This window comes from Nocardioides potassii, assembly GCF_021648885.1.
Classification (GTDB): Bacteria; Actinomycetota; Actinomycetes; order Propionibacteriales; family Nocardioidaceae; genus Nocardioides; species Nocardioides potassii.
Genome location: NZ_JAKJHZ010000007.1, coordinates 60,527 through 78,219, shown reverse-complemented (window position 1 = coordinate 78,219; position 17,693 = coordinate 60,527). Strand labels below are relative to the sequence as shown.

The following is a 17,693-nucleotide window of genomic DNA, read 5'->3' as shown; positions in this document are numbered from 1 at the left end:
CCTCATGACGAGAGACTAGTGGCGCGCCGTGGCGTCTGGCCGCGCGACGTGCGTCGCCGTGCCGACAGACGCGCCGGCGCCGGGAACGACCGCAGGCGCGGCCGTCGGCGGGAGACGCGCGACCACCGGACCGATACGACCGGACGAGCACGCGCCGGGCCGTCGTCCGGCGTCGCGGTTTGGTCCCGACGACGAGAATGGGACGGTGTCGCGACCGAAGGCAAGCACCCCACGCGAGCTGCGGGGGCAACTGATGCTGCAGGTCTCCGCCGGACGATTCTTCCGCGACGACGCGCCGCTCAACGAGACGACTCACCGCTACACGGCGTACGGCAACGCGTTCTTCCCGGGCTCCGACCCGGTCTCCCTGCCGGTGGGCACCGTCATCCCGTCCTCCGACACGGGCGCGGTCTCCTCGGTGATGCTCGAGGTCGTCGACCGCCTGGAGAAGAAGCGAGCGGACGGCACTGACGACTACCTGATCGCGACCGGGGGCACCGACCTGGTCGACGACCTCGCCCACGTGATGACCTTCGCGATGAACCGCACCTTCAGCCGCGACCACGACCAGGTTCGTCGGCTGGTGATGGGGAACGGCGCCGCCCGAGGGCGGTCCGCGCGGGACTTGTTCCCCGGCCTGTTCGAGCCGCGACAGGTGATCACGGCCGAGGAGCTGGCCGACCTGCGCGCCTTCATGGAGGACCTGCTCGCGCTGGGACGCGAGGACTTCGCGCGGGTGATGCGCGCGATCCGCGGATCGGTGGGCGCGACACGCCGGGCCCTCGACGACCCGATGGGGGCGTACACCGACCTGGTCGCGGCGCTCGAGTCGCTCTCGGACGCGGAGCTCTCGACGCCCGTCACCTGGGACCGCTACGACGGCTCGAAGAGGAAGATCCTCGATGCCGCGCTGGCCGGTCTGGACCCCGGCGACGCGGACAGGGTCCGCTCCGCGGTCCTCGAGGCCGACCGGGCGGGGCTGAGGAGACGCTTCGTCGCCTCGACGCTCGCGCGGACGTCGGCGGACTACTACAGGCACGGGGCGTCGGGCGCGTCGGCGCCGCCGCGCGAGCCGGACATGGAGCGGCTGCTCGCCGTTGCCTACGACATCAGGTCACGACGCAGTCACGTGCTCGAGGACCTCGGCGAGGGCGTCTGGTTGTTCACCGACGGCGCGGAGACGGCTTACGAGCCGCGCGTCGAGCGGGTCCTCACCCTCGCCGGGCTGTGGCGCCTGACGCGGCACGTCGTCCGCCGTTACGTCGCCGACGCGGACCAGCCCGCCCCGGAACCGTGGAACTACCGCGACGCGTTGCCGGGACTCGTGGAGATGCGGGTGGCGCCGCAGTACTGGATCGGGCACACGGGCTCGCTGGTCGAGACCGCCGGCGAGCGTCTCGAGGGGCTGGCGGAGGCGCTCATGGGCTGGATCGGCGGGCACCACTCCGACGGGATCCCCCTGGACGCCGTGTGCAGGGAGATCGAGGCGACCGTGCCGGGGCTGCCGGACGGGGAGGCAAGGACCGCCCTGGTCGCCGTTCACGCTCTCTGGCACGCCTGGGTCGATCCCGCCGAGCACCGGCCGGAGGCGGTCGACTTCGTCCGCGACCACGCCGACGCGCTCAAGACGTTGTCCCCGGCCGCGTTCACGGCGGCGATCCTGTCCGGCGACGGTGTGCCCGAGTGGTCGGTCGACGAGTGGGCCCTGATGGCCCGGGCGCGGGCCGAGGCCAGGCGAGCCAAGGGCGCCGCGCCCCTGCCGGCCGCGATCGACGCGCTGATCCAGCTCGAGGCCGCGGACCAGCTCGAGCGCGCTGGCAGGCACGACGAGGCGGTCGTCCTGGCCGCGAACGCCGTCGGTGAGATGCCGGGGGACCGAGGGTTGGTCGAGTGGGAGGCCCGCCTCGTCGCCGGCGACCACGACCCCGACTTCGACTGGCGGAGGCTGCTCTTCGGCGAGCCGCCCGACCCGCCCGACCCGGACGACGCGACCGACCCGACGGACCCAGCCGACGCCCCCGACGGGACTGGCGCGAACCCTCAGCCGGTGTCCGACGGTTCAGGTGTCCCCGGGGTCGACGGCGACGCCGGTGGACAGGCTACGGTCGGCGTCCCGGGCAACCCCACCGACGGAGGCTGAGCCGCATCTGACTCACATGTCGTAGTGGCTGGACTCCGCCAGGCACACCACGGGCTCGGTCGGGCTGCCGCGCGCCAGCCACTCCACGGCCGTCAGGTTGTCCAGCTCCTCGTGGGGCACCTCGGCCAGCAGTCCCTCAACGCTGTGGGGGTGCATGCGGGGCCCGAGCTCGCGCAGGACGGGCCTGAGGCCGGGGAGTCGCTGGCCGTGGGGGAACTGCCACTCGGGGAAGCTGAGACCGTTCTCGGTGTGGCGGGAGTAGAGGTCGAGTTCCGCGGCCCACTGCGTCACCTGCGCCTCGGTCGCGCCGAGTAGACCGGCCGCCTGGGCGAGGGTCAGCTCGGGTGACGCCTTGCGGCGCGTCTCGTCGGCCCGCCGTCGCAGGGACGCCCGGGCGCGGGCCTGGGCCGCCGGGTCGAAGGAGTCGGGCGGAGCCCCGGAGTCGAGCAGGAACTGCCGCTCGGCGGGCGTGAGGGGTTGGTGCTCGTCGCCGCGTTCGGTGTCCACGTCGTCACGCTACGCCCGCCCCCGGGCGTCGGGCACGCGGCGGTGACGCCTCGACCTAGCGCAGGTGTCGTCCGGGGTCGGCGCAGTGGTTCAGGTCCGTCAGCTCGATGATCTTGCCGTCGTCGCCCTTGTACTTGTCGATCACGGTGCCGGCCGCGTCGCGGTCGGCCTCGTGGACGAGGCGCGGACCGTTCTTCAGGTAGGTCTTGAACACGCAACCGGTGTGCCCGGCGGTGTCCCTGGTCCACCACAGGTCCGTGGTCGCGTCGCGAAGGTAGAAGCGGTGGCGACTGTCGTGCCGGCACTCGGCGGGGTCCGAGACGGGCGGTGTCGGGGTGCCGCCGCGAGCGGGTTCGACCTCGCCGACCGGCCAGGGGGCTGCTGGGTCGCCGATGAGGTGCAAGGCCGCGCTGACGCCGGCGGCGTGCGCGATCGCGTCCCGTACCTGGCCCGATGCCTCCTCCGGGTCCTCGGCGTCGACGCGCAGCACGGGCCGGCCGGGCGCGGCTGCGGTGTAGGCGTCGACGAGCGCGGCGGTCCGCGGGTCGGTCCGCCCGTCCGTCGGCCCGAGCACGATGAGGCCGGTGGGGGAGTCGCGTTGCAGCGACGCGCGGACGCTGCCGTGGTCGCTGACCAGGGGCGAGAGCACGGCGAGGGAGTAGCCGAAGGCGGCTGCCGCTGCGCGCGCGGACTCCACGCGCGCCGGGTCCGCCAGCAGGTGGGCGCGGTCGGGGTGGAGCAGCAGCCCCAGGCGCGTCCTCCCGAGTCGCGCGAGCGTCCGGGGACCGGCCACCTCGATCCGGCGGGCGACCCACGTGGTGAGCGCGGCGGTGCTGTGCTTCCAGTCCGGGGTGATCCAGGCGTCGTCGGCGTTGCGACGGCGCGCTGGGTTGGTCAGCACCGTGAGGGTGGCGACCGCGCCGACGCGCGCGACGGCGGGCGACCCGTCGCGCCGCAGCGCGTCGTCGCCCGGCGCGAGCACGCCGACCAGGGCGAGGCGCCGCAGGTCACCGCGACGCCCGCCGGGCACGACGATCCCCTCGCCGAGCAGCAGCTCCTCGTCTGGCACGGGCAGCTGCAGGACCCCGCCGGAGCCGAGCAGACCGCGCCAGGCCGACCCGTTGAGCGCCTCGTCGAGGTCCAGCACGGGCCGGCTCATGGCGGCGCGGAGGTTGTCCAGCGAGGCGCCCGAGCGCGGGAGGTACACGTCACCGGCGGAGTGGGCGTAGTGAATGTCCTGCTTGATGCGGTGCCCCAGCTCGTGGTCGCGGCGGCCCGATCCGCCACCGCCCGGGTACAGGGTTGCCGCGGTCTCGACCAGCCGACGAATGTTCACGTCGGCCACTCAGGTCACCGCCTGAGTACGTGCTCGAGTGGGATCGGCAGGCGGAGGAGCTCCCCCAGGGGTAGGTCGGCGAGGACAGCAAGCACGGCCCTGCGCAGCTCCTCCTCGGCGCCGCGAGCACCGTGGGCACCGGGGACGCCCGGCGGAGCAGTTCGCGAGTCACGTGCCGATTCGCCTGCCGGCGACCCTGCGGGTTGCTGACGGACCGGCGGGTGCACGGTTTCGGTGTGCTCGCTCAGCAAGGTGTTGTAGTCGATTCCCTCGGCGCGCGCCCAGTCACGGGCGCGGTCCATCAGCCGGTGGCGCAGCATGCCCTCCCACCGGCGCCGTGTCTGGTGGTGGGACCAGACCGCGCTCCGGAACGCGTCGAGGGGGTGATCCGAGGCCAGCGCGGCCTCGAGGTCGGCGCGCACCGGCGGGACCGGAACGTCGTCGGTGAACTCGCGCATCCAGCGGTGCTGCTCGTCGCGGCCCAGCACCGGGACGAGAACCTCCCCCGGGGCGAGCTGGGGCTCGGTGTCGTGCTCCGCGCCGGCCAGCCGTCTCGTTCGGCGGGTGCCGGGGTCCCAGGCGTAGCGGCAGCCCGTCCAGTCGTTCAGCGCCAACCACAGGTCCCGCCGCAGCCAGCCGCCCAGAAAGCCGGAGGCCGCGTTCCTGTCCGGGACGCTCGACGGCGAGCCGCCGCGCAGCGTGATGACGACATCGGTGGCGCCCAAGGGCTTGCGGGCGTCGACCAGGCCGCGCTCGTGCGCCTCACCGATCAGCGCGCGGAAGTTCCTGAAGCCGGCGAGCTGGGTGCGGAAGTCCGCGTCGATGAGCATCATGCGGGCCGAAACGCCCGCAGCGGTGGTGGTGCGACCGTCCCTAGTCATCTCGGACAGAGCGCGGACCAGGAGTCGCATAGCCCTGTCGGGGGGATAGGGGTGCTCCGACGGGGCGGCGGGCGAAGGCTGGGGGGACCAGCGGTCCACCCCAGCCCCGCCGCTGAAGTTCTCGGCGGGAGTTTCGGAGTTCCCGCCCCTTGACTGTTCGACCGCTCCCGCGTTCGCGGGTACACCCTTGTCTCCGTGATCGGGTCGGGTCAATGGGTTGGACATCGAAGCTCCTCGCGCCTTTTAAGGGTGATCGCGCGTCGTGCGCGATCTCGCGAGCAACCAGCATCGCCTCTGCCGCCCGCCATGGGCCTTTCGGCCCGCCCTGTGGCTCGTCGCCTGCCCCGCGCCCCCGATACCGAGACGCGAAGTCGTACGCGATGCGTGCGGCTTGTTGCCTTGGCCGGGCCCACCTCGGGCCGGACAAGACGTCAGTTCCTCTGGGTCAAGCATAAGCCTACGTCCCGCGAGGTCAAGCCGGGACGCGTTGGACACGCCCGCGGGGCGGCCCCGGCGTCGTCGCCGGTCGTCGGGATCAGGCGCGCCGCGACCGCAGCCGGGGGACGGTCAGCCGCATCTCTTCGCTGCCGCGAGGGTTGCGCGACGCGTCGGCGCGGCTCCCGGCGCCGCTGGGCCCGGACGCCTCGGAGGAGGTGACGCTCATGACCGACCAGGTGACCTCGTCCCTGCCGCTCTTGACCGCGCGACGCCACGGCTTGCTGGCGTTCTCGCGCTTGCTGGCAGCCACCGGGATCCCCTCCGTGTCTTGTTTGCCGTTCATCATGGCACGAGCCACCGACACAGCACCCACGACCACGCCACGAGTTGCTCGGACCACGCTCGCGGCCACGTGTCGCCTACCCGCAGCTCCACGGTGAACAGGACGAAGGCCGCCGTGAGACCGACGAGCGGCTCCCACCACCGGCCGAGGATGAGGCGGGCCTCCCGCGCGCACAGCACGAGGGCGACCGTCATGGACGCGAGCGCCCCGATGGCCCACAGCCAGGTGCGGAACGGGTCGTGCAGTACCCCGACGATGCTGCAGGCGCACGCAAACAGCGACAGCGCGCACGTGGTGACCCACACCCGGAGCGGTCCGAGCAGGACGGACTCGACCTCGCTCTCGCGTCGTCCCGCCGCGAAGGCGACGGCGACTGCGGGCACCGCGAGGAGGACGGCGCCGGCGCCGTCCGCCGCGTCGAGCAGTGCCTGCTGGGCCCCGGGCAGGAGCAGGCCGAGGAAGGTGACGGCGAACGTGACCGAGGAGACCAGCCACGTCGTCGCGCGCATGCCGGCCCACGGGACGGTGAACTCGACGAAGGCCGGCTTGTCCGGTTCCACCTCGTAGCTCGCGGCGCCGTGGACGACGCCCGCGTCGGAGGAGTCGGTCGTGTTGCGGTCCTCGACCGGGCCCGGCATGCGCAGGCTTGAGCACGAGAGGTCCCCGGGGACGGTGACCTCGAGGTGGTGCGACGCCGCCCCCGTGGGGTGGGAGAGCGTGAACTTGACCGGGAGCGTCGACAGACCGGCGGCGCCGAGCCAGCGTCGCCGCGCCGAGGCATCGTCGGCGCTCTGTTTCGCGTGGTGGGAGTACTTCAGGACGACGCGGCGGCCCGCGTACTCGCCGGGTACCAAGGCGAAGAGGACCCAGACCTTCGCGAGGTCCGTCAGGAGCTCGCGCGCCCACTTGTTCACGCGCGACGGGTCCAGCACGGGCCGGCCGCCGACGGTGCCGTTGGTGAGGAGCTCTCGACTGGCGGCGACCGCTGCCTCGGGGTCGCCGTCGAGGATCGTCTCCAGCGCGGCCTCCAGGAGCGCCGCCTCGGTACCGGGGGTCGGGGAGTCCTCGAGCTGGTACGTCAGCAGGCCGCTCATGAGGGCGGTGTACTCGGAGCGCCCGATGACGGGCAGCGCCTCCCCGCCCGGGCCGCGCATGTCGAACTGGCGCAGCGCGCCCTTCCTCATGTAGGTCACGGGCACGAGGAACGCCTGCTCCGTCTGGCCGCCGGGCCCGTCCAGCGCGTACCAGAGGCCCGGCAGGCCCTGGGGCGCGCAGTCGATCGAGACGCTTACGACCTCGTAGTCGCCCTCGCGCAGCTCGTGGCTCTGCACCTTCCGGTACTGCCAGCCCTGCTGGTTGTAGAGAACCGTGCTCAGAGACAGCGCCCGAACGTCGGCGTCGGAGGCGCGCCCGGTCAACCGGTTGGCGAGCTGGCGCACCCAGCTCACCTGTGCCCTCCCGACGGCGCTCGCAGCCTGTCGGCGGCGCTGGCGCTGCGCTCACGCCGCCTCGACTCGATGCTCATCGCCCCTCCGTGCCTCCGTCGCGTCGCAATCCGAGTCATCCGCGCGGTCGGGTGACCGGGTGATCGTAGTGCCCGGCGAGGCCGGGTCGGGCGGTGGTCCGGCCGGGGTCCGGTCGGGTCCTGCTGGAGTTCGCGGGGTGGCCGGGGCATGGTGTGCGGGTGAACGGACGGTCCGACGGGCGGCCCAAGTCGAGCGTCAGGAGACGACGCGGCAGCGTCGACCAAAGCTTCGCGTCATCACCGGGAGTCCGCAGCCGGATGCAGGCGCAGCGGGTCCGCGACACCAAGCCCGAGATGGCGGTGCGCACCTTGCTGCACGCCGCCGGTCTGCGCTACCGCGTCGACCGTGCTCCCCTACCGGGCACGCGGCGCCGCGCCGACGTCGTGTTCTCTCGAGCGCGCGTGGCCGTGTTCGTGGACGGGTGTTTCTGGCACGCGTGCCCGGAACGGCCAACTGGTGATCCTCTGGAGCTGGATCGAGACTCTCGACGAGACCTCCAGCGCCTGGTTCCGAGTGCTGCGACGGCTGCTCGGCGCTCAGACAGGACCCGACCCCAATGACGCGATGGCCATGGGGCGCACGTTCTACACCTGTCGCCCCCGGTGGACGGTGCAGCGGAACACAGTCCAGTTCGACGACGCCGCCCTGACTGGTTTCGTGCGATCGTCCTCGTACTGGCGAGCCACCCCGCGCGCCGACGACGGCCTGGAGGCGGAGGTGGGTGCGTTCATGCAGGAGTTCGGGGGCGCCGACGGCACAGCACCGATCCAGTTCCGCGAAGTGGCGTTGATGGGGAGACCGTGATGCAGAACCGGGTGGCTCACCTCATCTGGGCGAATATCGTCGTCGACGCCTTCGGCACGGCGATGTTCTTGGCCGGCATCGGCTTCTTCGCCATTTCTGGCGAGGGCGTAGACGCGACACGACTACTCAGCGCACTGGCCACAGGCGGCCTCGTAGGGGTCGCCTTGTCCTTTCCGGCTGCGTCGTGGGTCGACCTGTGGGGCGCGCGACGCATCCTCGCGGCCGTGCAAGTCCTGCAGGTCGCGACGTACCTCACGATGGCGATGGTCGGCGTCCACGCCGTGGTGCTCGCATGTTGCGGAATCGGGGCGGCCCTCAGCCGTGTCACGTCACCGGTGCGCGGCGCCTTACCGCCCCTCTATCTTGAGAAGCACGCCCTGGTCCCGTTCAAGGCGCGCGTACGGGTGTGGACCATCGCCATGTCGCTGGCTGGCAGCGCCGCAGCGGCAATCGTGGTCCTGGTCTTTGGCGACGGGCATACCGAGCTGATACCGCTCGTCAACGCCGCCTCGTTCTTGTTCACCCTGCTGCTGACGCTCGCCCTCCCGCGGGCGCTGATCGCGCCTTCGACGAAGCGTCGGTGGTGGCAGCTGTACCGGCCGCCCCGATCCATCGTCCTCACGGCGGGGCTCTTCGGTCTTCTTCTCTGCCTGGCTTACGTCCCCGACGCGGCAGTCGCCGTCGTCGTCGCGGACCTCGGTCTGCCCCCGTGGATTGTCGCCGCCTCACCGGCGCTGGCCCTGGCCGTCGCCCTCGGGGGTGAGCGAGCCGTTCGATCGAGGGCCCACGTGGTCGCGCGACACGCGCGACCGATCCTCCTCGCGGCGCTGGCGGTCCAGGTCAGCGGCCTCCTCGCGCTCGCTCTTGCCGTCCACGGGCCCGGCAGCGGCGACGTCGTAGTCTCGGGTCTCCTCGTCCTCAGCGCGTCGGCGGCTGAGGTGGCGCTCATCGGCATCATGTTCGTGTTGTGGGACGTGCAGTACGGCGTCGGGGACGACGAGAACCGCGGCGGCATCGTCGGGGTATTCGGAATCGGCACGTCCGCAGGCATGGCAGCCAGCCCCGCGACAGCATCGGCCCTGTTCTTCCAGGACCTTGGCACCGCACTGGTTGTGGGAGCGCTGATGATCGTCGTCGCGGTAGCCGGCGTCCTTGCGTTCGCCAGATCGGCGGCAGACAACTCAGACGCCGAAGCGACCGCCGCCGTTACCGGCCGATGAGGCGGCGCTGCTCGGTACCATGACGGTCCGTTCGCAGAGGCGCAGCGTCTAGCGTGATTACCGTGAACATTCGTCCAGCCGTCACGGGTGATGCTGTCGCCCTGACCGACTTGCACCTCGACGTGTGGGACGAGGCGTACGCGGACCTGATCTCGGCGGACGTGCTTCGCGATCGGCGGAAAACCCGCAGCGAGAGGATCCGTCGTTGGCGATCCGCTCTCCTGAACGATCCGGCCACCACACTCGTCGCTCCAGAGGAAGCAAGCGACCGTCTCCTCGGTTTCGTCACGGCAGGACCCGGCCGCGAACCCCCTGCGCGACGACCCGCCGCGCTGGAAGTAATGGGCCTCTACATCCGCAAGGAGATGTACGGACAAGGGCTTGGCCATGCACTGCTCCAGGCGGTGATCGACGATCGAGCGGCATACCTGTGGATCCTGGAAGGCAACGAGCGCGCCAGCCGCTTCTACCGTCGGCAGGGCTTCAGGTACGACGGAGTGAGCAAGGCGGCGCGGGTGGGCGTCGAGCACCGAATGGTGCGCCAGCGAATCCCGGCCGTGTCGCCGGCGGACGAGTTGCATATGGCGAGTGGCGCTTCCGACCGTCGGCCTCCGGGCTGCAGGTGAGTTGGGACTTCAAACGCCTGGGGTCGCCGGCTCGATAGGGTGTCGGCGCGGGTCGGGGAGTCGCGACAACCTCACTAGACCGACTCTGCGGCTCGTTCGGTCAGGCCGAGGCACTATTCCCATTCGTGACCGACGTGCGCCACGCGTCTTCTCGCTTGGCCACCGGTGGCGCCGGCAGCGAAGACCGCCGACAACGACGCAGGCACGTGAGCCCCCAAAGCACTTCCAGGAGCTGACTATCGCTAGGCACGGGCGAGGTCTCGGAGGCGGTGGGCCGGTTGCGACCGTTAGCCGTCCGGATTGTTGACGCGCGTTCCACGACGAGGACTGGTTCAGTGGCGTGGCGACTCGACGTTGGGCCCTCGTGCGACCGGCGCGGTCGCGAGCCTCTGGCGCTGCGTCGTGAGGTCGACGCCGAACACGTCTGCCAGCTGGCCGGCGCCCGCGGTCGTAACCTCGACAGCGCGACTGCTCGGAAGGCGGTCGACCCAACCCCGGTTCAACGCCACGGTGGCGATGTGGGCACCGTAGGCGCCGGCCAGGTGCACCCTGCGCTCAGTCCAGTCCAGGCACGGACGGGTGACCGCCCGCCGTTGTGGCGGAAGGGGTGCGCCTAGGCGGTCCTCCAGCCACGCGGACCCGCGCCTGCTCAACTCGAGACTGTGAGGTTCAACGACGCCCTTGGCTATCAAGCCGTCGGTTATCGCGATACCCAGGCCGCCCGCGAAGTGGTCGTAGCACAGACGAGCGCGGGCGAGTGCCGCGTTCGTCCGTGCCTGCCGCATGCTGCGCGGCGGTCGAACTTCCTCCTGGCCCAAGGCCGCCAGCGCTTCGATGGCTGACGCCACATCGGGACCGGCGAGCGCGACGTAACGGTGTCTACCTTGCCTGTGCTCAATCAGGAGTCCACCGCCCGCTAGCCGGTTGATGTGGTCGGTTGCCGTCGAGGCTGCGACGCCACCCGCCTCCGCCAGTTCGCGAGCTGTCCAGGCGCGGCCGTCCATGAGTGCGACCAACATCCGTGACCGCGTCGGGTCGGACATGCAACGCGCGATCACGGAAAGCGACTCGGCCGACATGGATTCAGTGTGAACTAAGGAGGGTTCGGTGCGCGTCGAAACGTTCCGCCCCCATGATCGGGATTGTGGATGAACTACTCGACGATTCCTACACCGTCCCGGTCGTACCGCATGCGACAAGGGGAGTGGCTTGGCTGCGCTCGCATGTCGCCCGCTTCTCGGAGGGGGAAGCCCACCTCCGTAGGCGGCGCCTGGCCACGGACGTGCTTGACGCGATCGACGCCGAAGCCCTGCGTCGTCCCGGGCATCCCGTGGCGACACTCGCGGAAGCGATGGGGCTCCCCCGGACGGTCGCGCTTGACGTCGAGACCATCGCCGGGTCGTATCAGCCGCACACCCCCATCGTCGACGAAGCAGACGCCGCTCTTGAGCGGGTGGTCGCCGTTCTGGGCGGCAGGTGGGACGAATCCACTGCCGCTCGAGTCGGGCTTCTGGTTCAAGCTTGTACGGCGACCCGAGCCGCGATTCGAGACGAAAGTCCACCGGTCCCCACGACCCGGCGGGTCAACGTCTCGGGCGATGAGATCGAGGTGTCATTGGAAGGGCAACCATTCGGGGCCGGACGACATGCCTGTCCGGGCCGAAAGCACGCAGCGGCGCTGGTGGAAGGGAATCAGTACTTCAAGCGCCTCCACAAGGCAGGGAACCCTTTACTGCTGCCAAACGCATGGGACCGGGCGTCCGCCGCGCTACTGTGGAGAGCGGGGTTCGAGGCCATCGGCACCACCAGCCTCGGCATCGCGGCATCCGCAGGCAAACCGGACGCCACCGGAAGTACGTATCGCGAGACCATCGAGTTGGCTCAAGCCATCATTCGTCTGCCAGTCGCAGTGACCGTGGACGTTGAAGGCGGCTTGGGTGTCGACCCCGGCGAGCTAGCCACCCAGCTCTCTGTCGCAGGGGTGGCGGGCGTGAACATCGAGGACGGCCGACGAACCTTTCTTCAGCCCCTTCACGTCCAATGCTCCGCCATTGCCGCGATGAAGAACGCCGCCCCCGAACTCTTCATCAACGCCCGGGTTGACACCTGGTGGCTGGGCTTGGAGCGCGAAGCGACTCTCCGCCGGGCACTGTCGTACGTGGAGTCCGGGGCAGATGGCGTCTTCGTGCCTGGACTGGACGACCCTGGGCTGATCTCCGAACTCGTCGAGACGCTGGGCGACACGCCCCTGAACGCGCTCGCGCAGTTGCCCTACGCCGTGCTGCGGGACCTGGGGGTACGGCGGATCAGCACCGGGTCGCTTCTGTTCCGAACGGCGATGACTCAGGCGGTTGGCACGGTCGAGTCGTACCGCAGCGGCGGACCCCTGCCTGCCGCTGCTCACTACGCCGAGTTCGAGGATCTGCATTCTCGATTGCACTGATGGCGTGGAAGGAGCCACATCCTCCGAGGGCCACAGGACCGTCATCTACGGCGAGCGACTCAAGGCGTCGACGGCCCATCAGAAGCGATACGTCGACGACCTGTCGTGGGAGCACAACGGGTGAGCGGCGACTCAGTGCAGCTCGGGCTGGGTCTTCTCCCGGACCTCGTCCTCGGTGACGCCGGGTGCGAGCTCGACGAGCTTGAGCACCCGCTCGCCGGTCGTGCCGGACGGGGCGACCTCGCCGGTGGCGGGGTCGATCACGTCGATGACCGCGAGGTCGGTGATGATCCGTTGCACCACCCGCTTGCCGGTGTAGGGCAGGTCGCACTCGTCGAGGATCTTCAGCGACCCGTCCTTGGCGACGTGCTCCATCAGCACGATCACCCGCTTGGCGCCGTGGACCAGGTCCATCGCGCCACCCATGCCCTTGACCATCTTCCCGGGGATCATCCAGTTCGCGATGTCGCCCGCGGCCGAGACCTGCATCGCACCCAGGATCGCGGCGTCGATCTTGCCTCCGCGGATCATCCCGAACGACTGGGCCGAGTCGAAGAACGACGCCCCCTTGCGCAGGGTCACGGTCTCCTTGCCGGCGTTGATCAGGTCCGGGTCCTCCTCGCCCTCAAATGGGTACGCCCCCACACCGAGGATCCCGTTCTCCGACTGCAGCACCAGCTCCACGTCGTCGGCGACGTAGTTCGGGACCAGGGTCGGCAGCCCGATGCCGAGGTTCACGTAGGACCCGTCGGTCAGCTCGGACGCGGCCCGCGCCGCCATCTCCTCACGACTCCAGCTCATCTCGCTCAGCCTCCCAGTCCGTGCGTCGCGGCGTCGTCGACCAGGGCGCCCTCGGTAGAGCTCGGGCCGCCGGGTCGCGGTCGCGTGGTGGTCTTCTCGATCCGCTTGTCGGCGGCCTGCTCCGGGGTCAGCGCGACGACGCGCTGCACGTAGACGCCCGGGGTGTGGACGTCGTTCGGGTCCAGCTCGCCCGGCTCGACGAGCTCCTCGACCTCCGCGATGGTCACCCGCCCGCACATCGCCGCCAGCGGGTTGAAGTTGCGCGAGGACTGCCGGTAGACCAGGTTCCCGTGGCGGTCGCCCTTCCAGGCCCGCACCAGCCCGAAGTCGGCGACGATCGCCTCCTCCAGCACGTACTCCTTCTCACCCTCGGCGGTCGCGAAGACCTTGGTCTCCTTGGGCGGCGAGGCCACGATCACGTTGCCCGAGTCGTCGTACTTCCACGGCAGGCCGCCCTCGGCGACCTGCGTGCCGACACCGGTCGCGGTGTAGAAGCCCGGGATCCCCGAGCCGCCCGCGCGCATCCGCTCGGCGAGCGTGCCCTGCGGGGTCAGCTCGACCTCCAGCTCACCGGAGAGGTACTGCCGCGCGAACTCCTTGTTCTCGCCTACGTAACTGGCGACCATTCGACGCAGCCGTCCAGCCCGGAGAAGCATGCCCAGGCCGGCATTGTCGAGGCCCGCGTTGTTCGACACGGCCTCGAGTTCGGTCGTGCCGACGTCAAGCAACGCTTTCAGCAAAACCGAGGGGATCCCGCATATGCCGAAGCCACCGACAGCGATAGTCGCCCGGTTGGGGATGTCCTCAACTGCGTCCCCAGCGGTTCTGTACGTCTTGTCCATCGAACAATCCTTGCTTTCGCTGGTTGCCGGTCAACGAGTGGACGCCATATAGCGCTTAGTTGGTCGATGCGTGCAGTGAGAAGCGAGTTAGCGTTCACTCAGTGGACGTAGAATCCGGGCATGGTTCGAGCGGCTCGCGCGTCAACTGGGCCGAGCGATGTGGTCGGCCGAGTAGCGGTACTGCTGAGGGAACTCGCCGCAGGGGAGCCCTCGGGGCGAACTACGACCGAGATGGCGGCGGCGACTGGCGTACCGAGGGCGACAGCCCACCGTCTGCTCTCGGTGCTCGCCGCCCGAGGCCTGGCAGACCGTGTGGAGGAGGACGGACGGTGGGTCCTTGGACCAGAACTCTACCTCTGGGGCGCCACAGCCAGTCGTCGCTACGACCACACTTCGCAGGCGCGTCCGCTCGTGCGCTGGCTAGCGGCGGAGACCGGCGAGAGTGCCTTCTACTCCGTGCGCCGAGGTGACGAGACGGTCTGCATGGTGCGCGAGGACGGAAGCTTTCCGCTCCGATCACACGTCCTGCATGAGGGGCGCCGGTTCCCGCTGGGCGTCGCCTCTGCCGGTACGGCAATCCTCGCCTACATGTCGCCCCAGGAGATCGACGCCTGTCTTGCTCGGTCGGACCGTGTCCAGTACGGCGCGGCGCATGAGGCGACGCAGGTCCGTGCCCGTTTGGCGACGACGCGAGATGTCGGGTGGGCGCTAAACCCTGGCTTGATCGTCGAGGGGAGCTGGGGGATGGGTGCAGCAGTCTTCGACGAGCAAGGTTCCCCTATCGGAGCACTCAGCCTGACTGGAGTGGAACACCGCTTCACGGCCGCACGGCAGCCCGACCTCGGGCGCCGCCTGCTGAGCGCGGCGCACGAGCTGTCGGGCCGGCTACGCGCCACGCGCTGACCCCGGGGCCCGAGCCGGTCAGGCGCTCACCGCGTCGACCAGAAGGTCGATCTTCTCGGGCTCCAGCGCTCGCTCGATCACCGTGAGGGCCGCACCACGTAACCCCACGTCGTCGCCCAGACGAGCCCGCGTAATGATCGCTGCCTGCGCGGACGATGGCAGTGCTGTCTTGTACACAGACTCTTGCAGTCCGGCCAGGAACTGGTCGCCGCTGTCGACTAGGTACCCCCACACGGTGATGACGTCGGGGTTCAGCAAGTTGATCGCAGACGCCACAACCTCTCCGATCCGCTGACCTGCGACGCGTACCGCCTGCCCGGCCGGGATGTTCCCGTTGTTGGCGAGGTTCGACACGTCGCGCGCGCTGTGTGCATCCAGTCCCATCTCACTCAGATGGGCGGCCAACGCAGGTCCACCGGCGACGGTGTTAAGGCAGCCCCTACTTCCGCAGGCACAAGGCAGATCGGCCCCCGCCAACTTGGTATGCCCAACCTCGCCGAGCATCCCTGACGCCCCCCGGATGACCTGGTCGTCGATTACCAATCCGCAAGCGATCACCGTTCCCACCTTGAGGCACATGAACACCTTTGCGTCCGGCCAGGAGGAGCGGTGCTCGCCGATGGCCATCAGATTGACGTCCCGGTCAACAATCGCAAGAGCTCCGAAGGTTTCGCTGAGGCGGTCCCTGAGAGCCTGCTCGTCCCAGCTCCCGGCAGATCCGGCCGCGCGAGCCGGCGCGGATGCGATTTCGATGTCACCGGGCAGGCCTACACCGATCCCCAACACTGCGGACGTCTCGCGACCGAGGTCCCGCAGCCCGTTGTTGAACTGCTTCAGCAACAAGTCGTACAACGCTTCAGGACCAGCCCCGATGTCGTGCTGCACCTGGTCGTGCCACTCCACCTCCCCGGCCAAGTCCGTGATGGCGACCATCGTGCCGCTCATGCCGACCTGCGCTGCAAGCGTCACACCTGCCTTCGCGTTGAAAGAGAAGCGCCCCGCAGGACGCCCCCGCGAGGGGGTGGTCTCACCCGCAGGCACGAGCAGGTCGAGACGCTGCAGGGCCTCGATCCGCTCGCTCACCGTCGACCGGGCGAGCCCCATGGCATGAGCTAGTTCTGTCGTCGTCTCGGCCTTCCCCCGGCGGATGAGGTCCAAGACCTCCCCAGCTCGGGCCACGCGCGGGTTGACTCGACGCACAGAGACGGGAAGAGGCGTTGGCGGCCCCCCGCGGGAAGAGCGAAGAGGACTCGTCAGTGCGTCTCGACGTGTGGCCACTGCACCACTCTATATGTTGCCGACCAACGTTTGCCTCGATTGTTGACAGCGATAAGCGCCGTGTTTACGCTGACGGTCAACGTAATTTCGCCGGAAGGGCTCCGGGTTGATTAGGACGAGGTACGAGATGGACATCGCACACACGGACGAACTCTTCATCGGCAGCCGCTGGGTTCGGCCAGCCTCCACTGACGAGGCAGACGTCGTGTCGCCCTTCGACGGCCGGGTGGTGCGTCGACTTCCACGGCCAAGCATCGAGGACGCGAAGTCGGCAGTCGCGCAGGCCGCCGAGGCGTTCGGGGCGTGGAACGCGCTGTCTGTTACTCAGCGGCTGGAGCGCATCGGGCGTTTCTGCGAGGGTCTCGACAAGCGCAAGCAGCAGATCGCAGAAGTGTGGGCCTTGGAGTCCGGCATGCCGATCACCCAGTGCCTCGACCTCACCAACGCCGCCTCAGACCTCTGGAACCTAGCGCTGAGGGAAGCCGAGACGGCACCCTGGGTAGAGGTGCGGGACACGTCCATGGGGCGCCTGGAGGTCCGTCGGGAGGGCGTCGGTCCGACGGTCGGCGTCGTCGCGTTCAACGGTCCGCACATGCAGTTTGCCTTGGCGATCATTCCTGCGCTGATCGCGGGAAACACCCTCATTGTCAAGCTTCCGGCCGAGTGCAGGATGCTCGGCTACGTCTTCGGGGCCGCCGCGGACGAGGCTCAGTTCCCCGAAGGTGTCTTCAGCCTCATCGCCGGGGACGCCGACGTCAGCGCGTACCTGGTCGAGCACCCCGAGGTTGCTGCCGTGCACTTCACTGGGGGCACGGAGGTCGGAACGTCAGTCATGAAGGCCTGCGCCGACAGGGTGGCTAACGTCGTGCTTGAACTGGGCGGCAAGTCCGCCTCCATCATCGCCGCCGATGCCGACCTCGACTCGACCATCCCGGTCCTTGTGGACTCGATGGCGCTCTACAGCGGGCAGATCTGCGTGGCAATGACGAGACTCCTCGTCGACCGCTCTATCCACGACGAGGTCGTTTCGCGCCTCGTCGCGGGTCTTGCGACATTGAAGATGGGCGACCCTACCGACCCCGAGACCCAGTGGGGGCCCCTTGCCGCGGAACGATTCCGCGAGCGCGCGGAGGGCTACATCGAGCGGGCTGTCGCTGACGGAGCCACGATCGCTTACGGCGGATCGCGACCCGACGGTTTCGACGGCTACTTCCTGGAGCCGACCCTGCTGACCGGAGTCACCAACGACATGGAGGTGGCGCAGAACGAGATCTTCGGTCCCGTTTTCGTGGTCATCCCCTTCGACACCATCGAGGAAGCGATCGAGATCGCTAATGACTCTCGCTACGGCCTGTCGGGGTCGGTTTTCACCAGCGACGAAGCGACGGGTCTGAGGGTGGCCCGCGAAGTGCGATCAGGTGTGTTCATCATCAACGGAACCTTCCCGTGCCTCGCCGCCCCATTCGGGGGCATGAAGCAGTCTGGCTTCGGACGGGAAGGCGGGCCTGAGGGCCTCTTCGCCCTCACGCAGATGAAGGCCATCACTCTGTCGACCGACGAGCCAGCCGCCGTCTGACCCCTCGCGCCGCCCGCGTCCCCGCGCCC

Annotated in this window: 17 protein-coding genes; 8 read left to right on the top strand and 9 right to left on the bottom strand. The window is 69.6% G+C overall.

Features of this window, described 5'->3' with window-relative positions; all coding sequences use genetic code 11:
* Positions 1 to 253 precede the first annotated feature (253 nt).
* Positions 254 to 2,140 carry a hypothetical protein gene (locus L2K70_RS11160; protein WP_236401913.1) on the top strand — a complete coding sequence of 629 codons (1,887 nt, stop codon included), beginning with the start codon at positions 254 to 256 and terminating at the stop codon, positions 2,138 to 2,140.
* A gap of 12 nt (positions 2,141 to 2,152) precedes the next feature.
* Here the strand turns inward: L2K70_RS11160 and L2K70_RS11155 are convergent, their stop codons facing one another.
* The 5 genes from L2K70_RS11155 to L2K70_RS11135 all read right to left on the bottom strand — a co-directional run bounded on the left by L2K70_RS11155 (position 2,153) and on the right by L2K70_RS11135 (position 7,093).
* A complete protein-coding gene (locus tag L2K70_RS11155; protein WP_236401912.1) occupies positions 2,153 to 2,647 on the bottom strand; it encodes a hypothetical protein in 495 nt (164 codons plus the stop codon).
* Positions 2,648 to 2,702: 55 nt separating this feature from the next.
* Positions 2,703 to 3,983, bottom strand: coding sequence for a hypothetical protein (locus tag L2K70_RS11150; RefSeq protein ID WP_236401911.1), 1,281 nt, complete (start codon positions 3,981 to 3,983; stop codon positions 2,703 to 2,705).
* A gap of 14 nt (positions 3,984 to 3,997) precedes the next feature.
* Positions 3,998 to 4,816: a UPF0158 family protein gene (locus tag L2K70_RS11145; RefSeq protein ID WP_236401910.1), complete on the bottom strand. Its 819-nt coding sequence runs from the start codon at positions 4,814 to 4,816 to the stop codon at positions 3,998 to 4,000.
* Between the two features lie 583 nt (positions 4,817 to 5,399).
* Positions 5,400 to 5,612 (bottom strand): hypothetical protein, encoded by a 213-nt coding sequence (locus tag L2K70_RS11140; RefSeq protein WP_236401909.1) that lies wholly within the window; start codon positions 5,610 to 5,612, stop codon positions 5,400 to 5,402.
* A gap of 32 nt (positions 5,613 to 5,644) precedes the next feature.
* Positions 5,645 to 7,093: a hypothetical protein gene (locus tag L2K70_RS11135; RefSeq protein ID WP_236401908.1), complete on the bottom strand. Its 1,449-nt coding sequence runs from the start codon at positions 7,091 to 7,093 to the stop codon at positions 5,645 to 5,647.
* Positions 7,094 to 7,428: 335 nt separating this feature from the next.
* Between L2K70_RS11135 and L2K70_RS11130 the strand changes: the two genes are divergently transcribed.
* The 4 genes from L2K70_RS11130 (at position 7,429) to L2K70_RS11115 (ending at position 9,821) form a co-directional block, all read left to right on the top strand.
* Entirely contained in the window at positions 7,429 to 7,731 is a 303-nt protein-coding gene (locus L2K70_RS11130) for a PDDEXK family nuclease (protein ID WP_268930516.1), read from the top strand.
* A complete protein-coding gene (locus L2K70_RS11125) occupies positions 7,628 to 7,975 on the top strand; it encodes a hypothetical protein (RefSeq protein ID WP_236402694.1) in 348 nt (115 codons plus the stop codon). Before L2K70_RS11130 ends, L2K70_RS11125 begins: the two co-directional genes overlap by 104 nt.
* On the top strand, positions 7,972 to 9,195 hold the full coding sequence (locus tag L2K70_RS11120; RefSeq protein WP_236401907.1) for an MFS transporter: 1,224 nt from the start codon (positions 7,972 to 7,974) through the stop codon (positions 9,193 to 9,195). Before L2K70_RS11125 ends, L2K70_RS11120 begins: the two co-directional genes overlap by 4 nt.
* A gap of 62 nt (positions 9,196 to 9,257) precedes the next feature.
* On the top strand, positions 9,258 to 9,821 hold the full coding sequence (locus tag L2K70_RS11115; RefSeq protein WP_236401906.1) for a GNAT family N-acetyltransferase: 564 nt from the start codon (positions 9,258 to 9,260) through the stop codon (positions 9,819 to 9,821).
* A gap of 332 nt (positions 9,822 to 10,153) precedes the next feature.
* On the opposite strand, the gene L2K70_RS11110 is transcribed toward L2K70_RS11115, so the two are convergent.
* Positions 10,154 to 10,900, bottom strand: a complete 747-nt coding sequence (locus L2K70_RS11110; protein ID WP_236401905.1) for an ArsR/SmtB family transcription factor — start codon at positions 10,898 to 10,900, stop codon at positions 10,154 to 10,156.
* Between the two features lie 53 nt (positions 10,901 to 10,953).
* Here L2K70_RS11110 and L2K70_RS11105 point away from each other — a divergent pair, with 53 nt between their 5' ends.
* Positions 10,954 to 12,264: an isocitrate lyase/PEP mutase family protein gene (locus tag L2K70_RS11105; RefSeq protein ID WP_236401904.1), complete on the top strand. Its 1,311-nt coding sequence runs from the start codon at positions 10,954 to 10,956 to the stop codon at positions 12,262 to 12,264.
* A gap of 132 nt (positions 12,265 to 12,396) precedes the next feature.
* On the opposite strand, the gene L2K70_RS11100 is transcribed toward L2K70_RS11105, so the two are convergent.
* The gene (locus tag L2K70_RS11100) at positions 12,397 to 13,065 is read right to left on the bottom strand and encodes a 3-oxoacid CoA-transferase subunit B (RefSeq protein WP_236401903.1); all 669 of its coding nucleotides are present in this window, start codon (positions 13,063 to 13,065) and stop codon (positions 12,397 to 12,399) included.
* A 5-nt stretch (positions 13,066 to 13,070) separates the two neighbouring features.
* A complete protein-coding gene (locus tag L2K70_RS11095; protein ID WP_236401902.1) occupies positions 13,071 to 13,907 on the bottom strand; it encodes a CoA transferase subunit A in 837 nt (278 codons plus the stop codon).
* Between the two features lie 120 nt (positions 13,908 to 14,027).
* Between L2K70_RS11095 and L2K70_RS21880 the strand changes: the two genes are divergently transcribed.
* Complete coding sequence (locus L2K70_RS21880) at positions 14,028 to 14,810, top strand: IclR family transcriptional regulator (RefSeq protein ID WP_443689305.1); 783 nt, start codon at positions 14,028 to 14,030, stop codon at positions 14,808 to 14,810.
* An 18-nt stretch (positions 14,811 to 14,828) separates the two neighbouring features.
* Here L2K70_RS21880 and L2K70_RS11080 read toward each other — a convergent pair whose 3' ends face one another.
* Positions 14,829 to 15,989 carry an ROK family transcriptional regulator gene (locus tag L2K70_RS11080; RefSeq protein ID WP_308195792.1) on the bottom strand — a complete coding sequence of 387 codons (1,161 nt, stop codon included), beginning with the start codon at positions 15,987 to 15,989 and terminating at the stop codon, positions 14,829 to 14,831.
* Positions 15,990 to 16,215: 226 nt separating this feature from the next.
* Between L2K70_RS11080 and L2K70_RS11075 the strand changes: the two genes are divergently transcribed.
* The gene (locus tag L2K70_RS11075) at positions 16,216 to 17,664 is read left to right on the top strand and encodes an aldehyde dehydrogenase (RefSeq protein ID WP_236401900.1); all 1,449 of its coding nucleotides are present in this window, start codon (positions 16,216 to 16,218) and stop codon (positions 17,662 to 17,664) included.
* Positions 17,665 to 17,693: the final 29 nt, after the last annotated feature.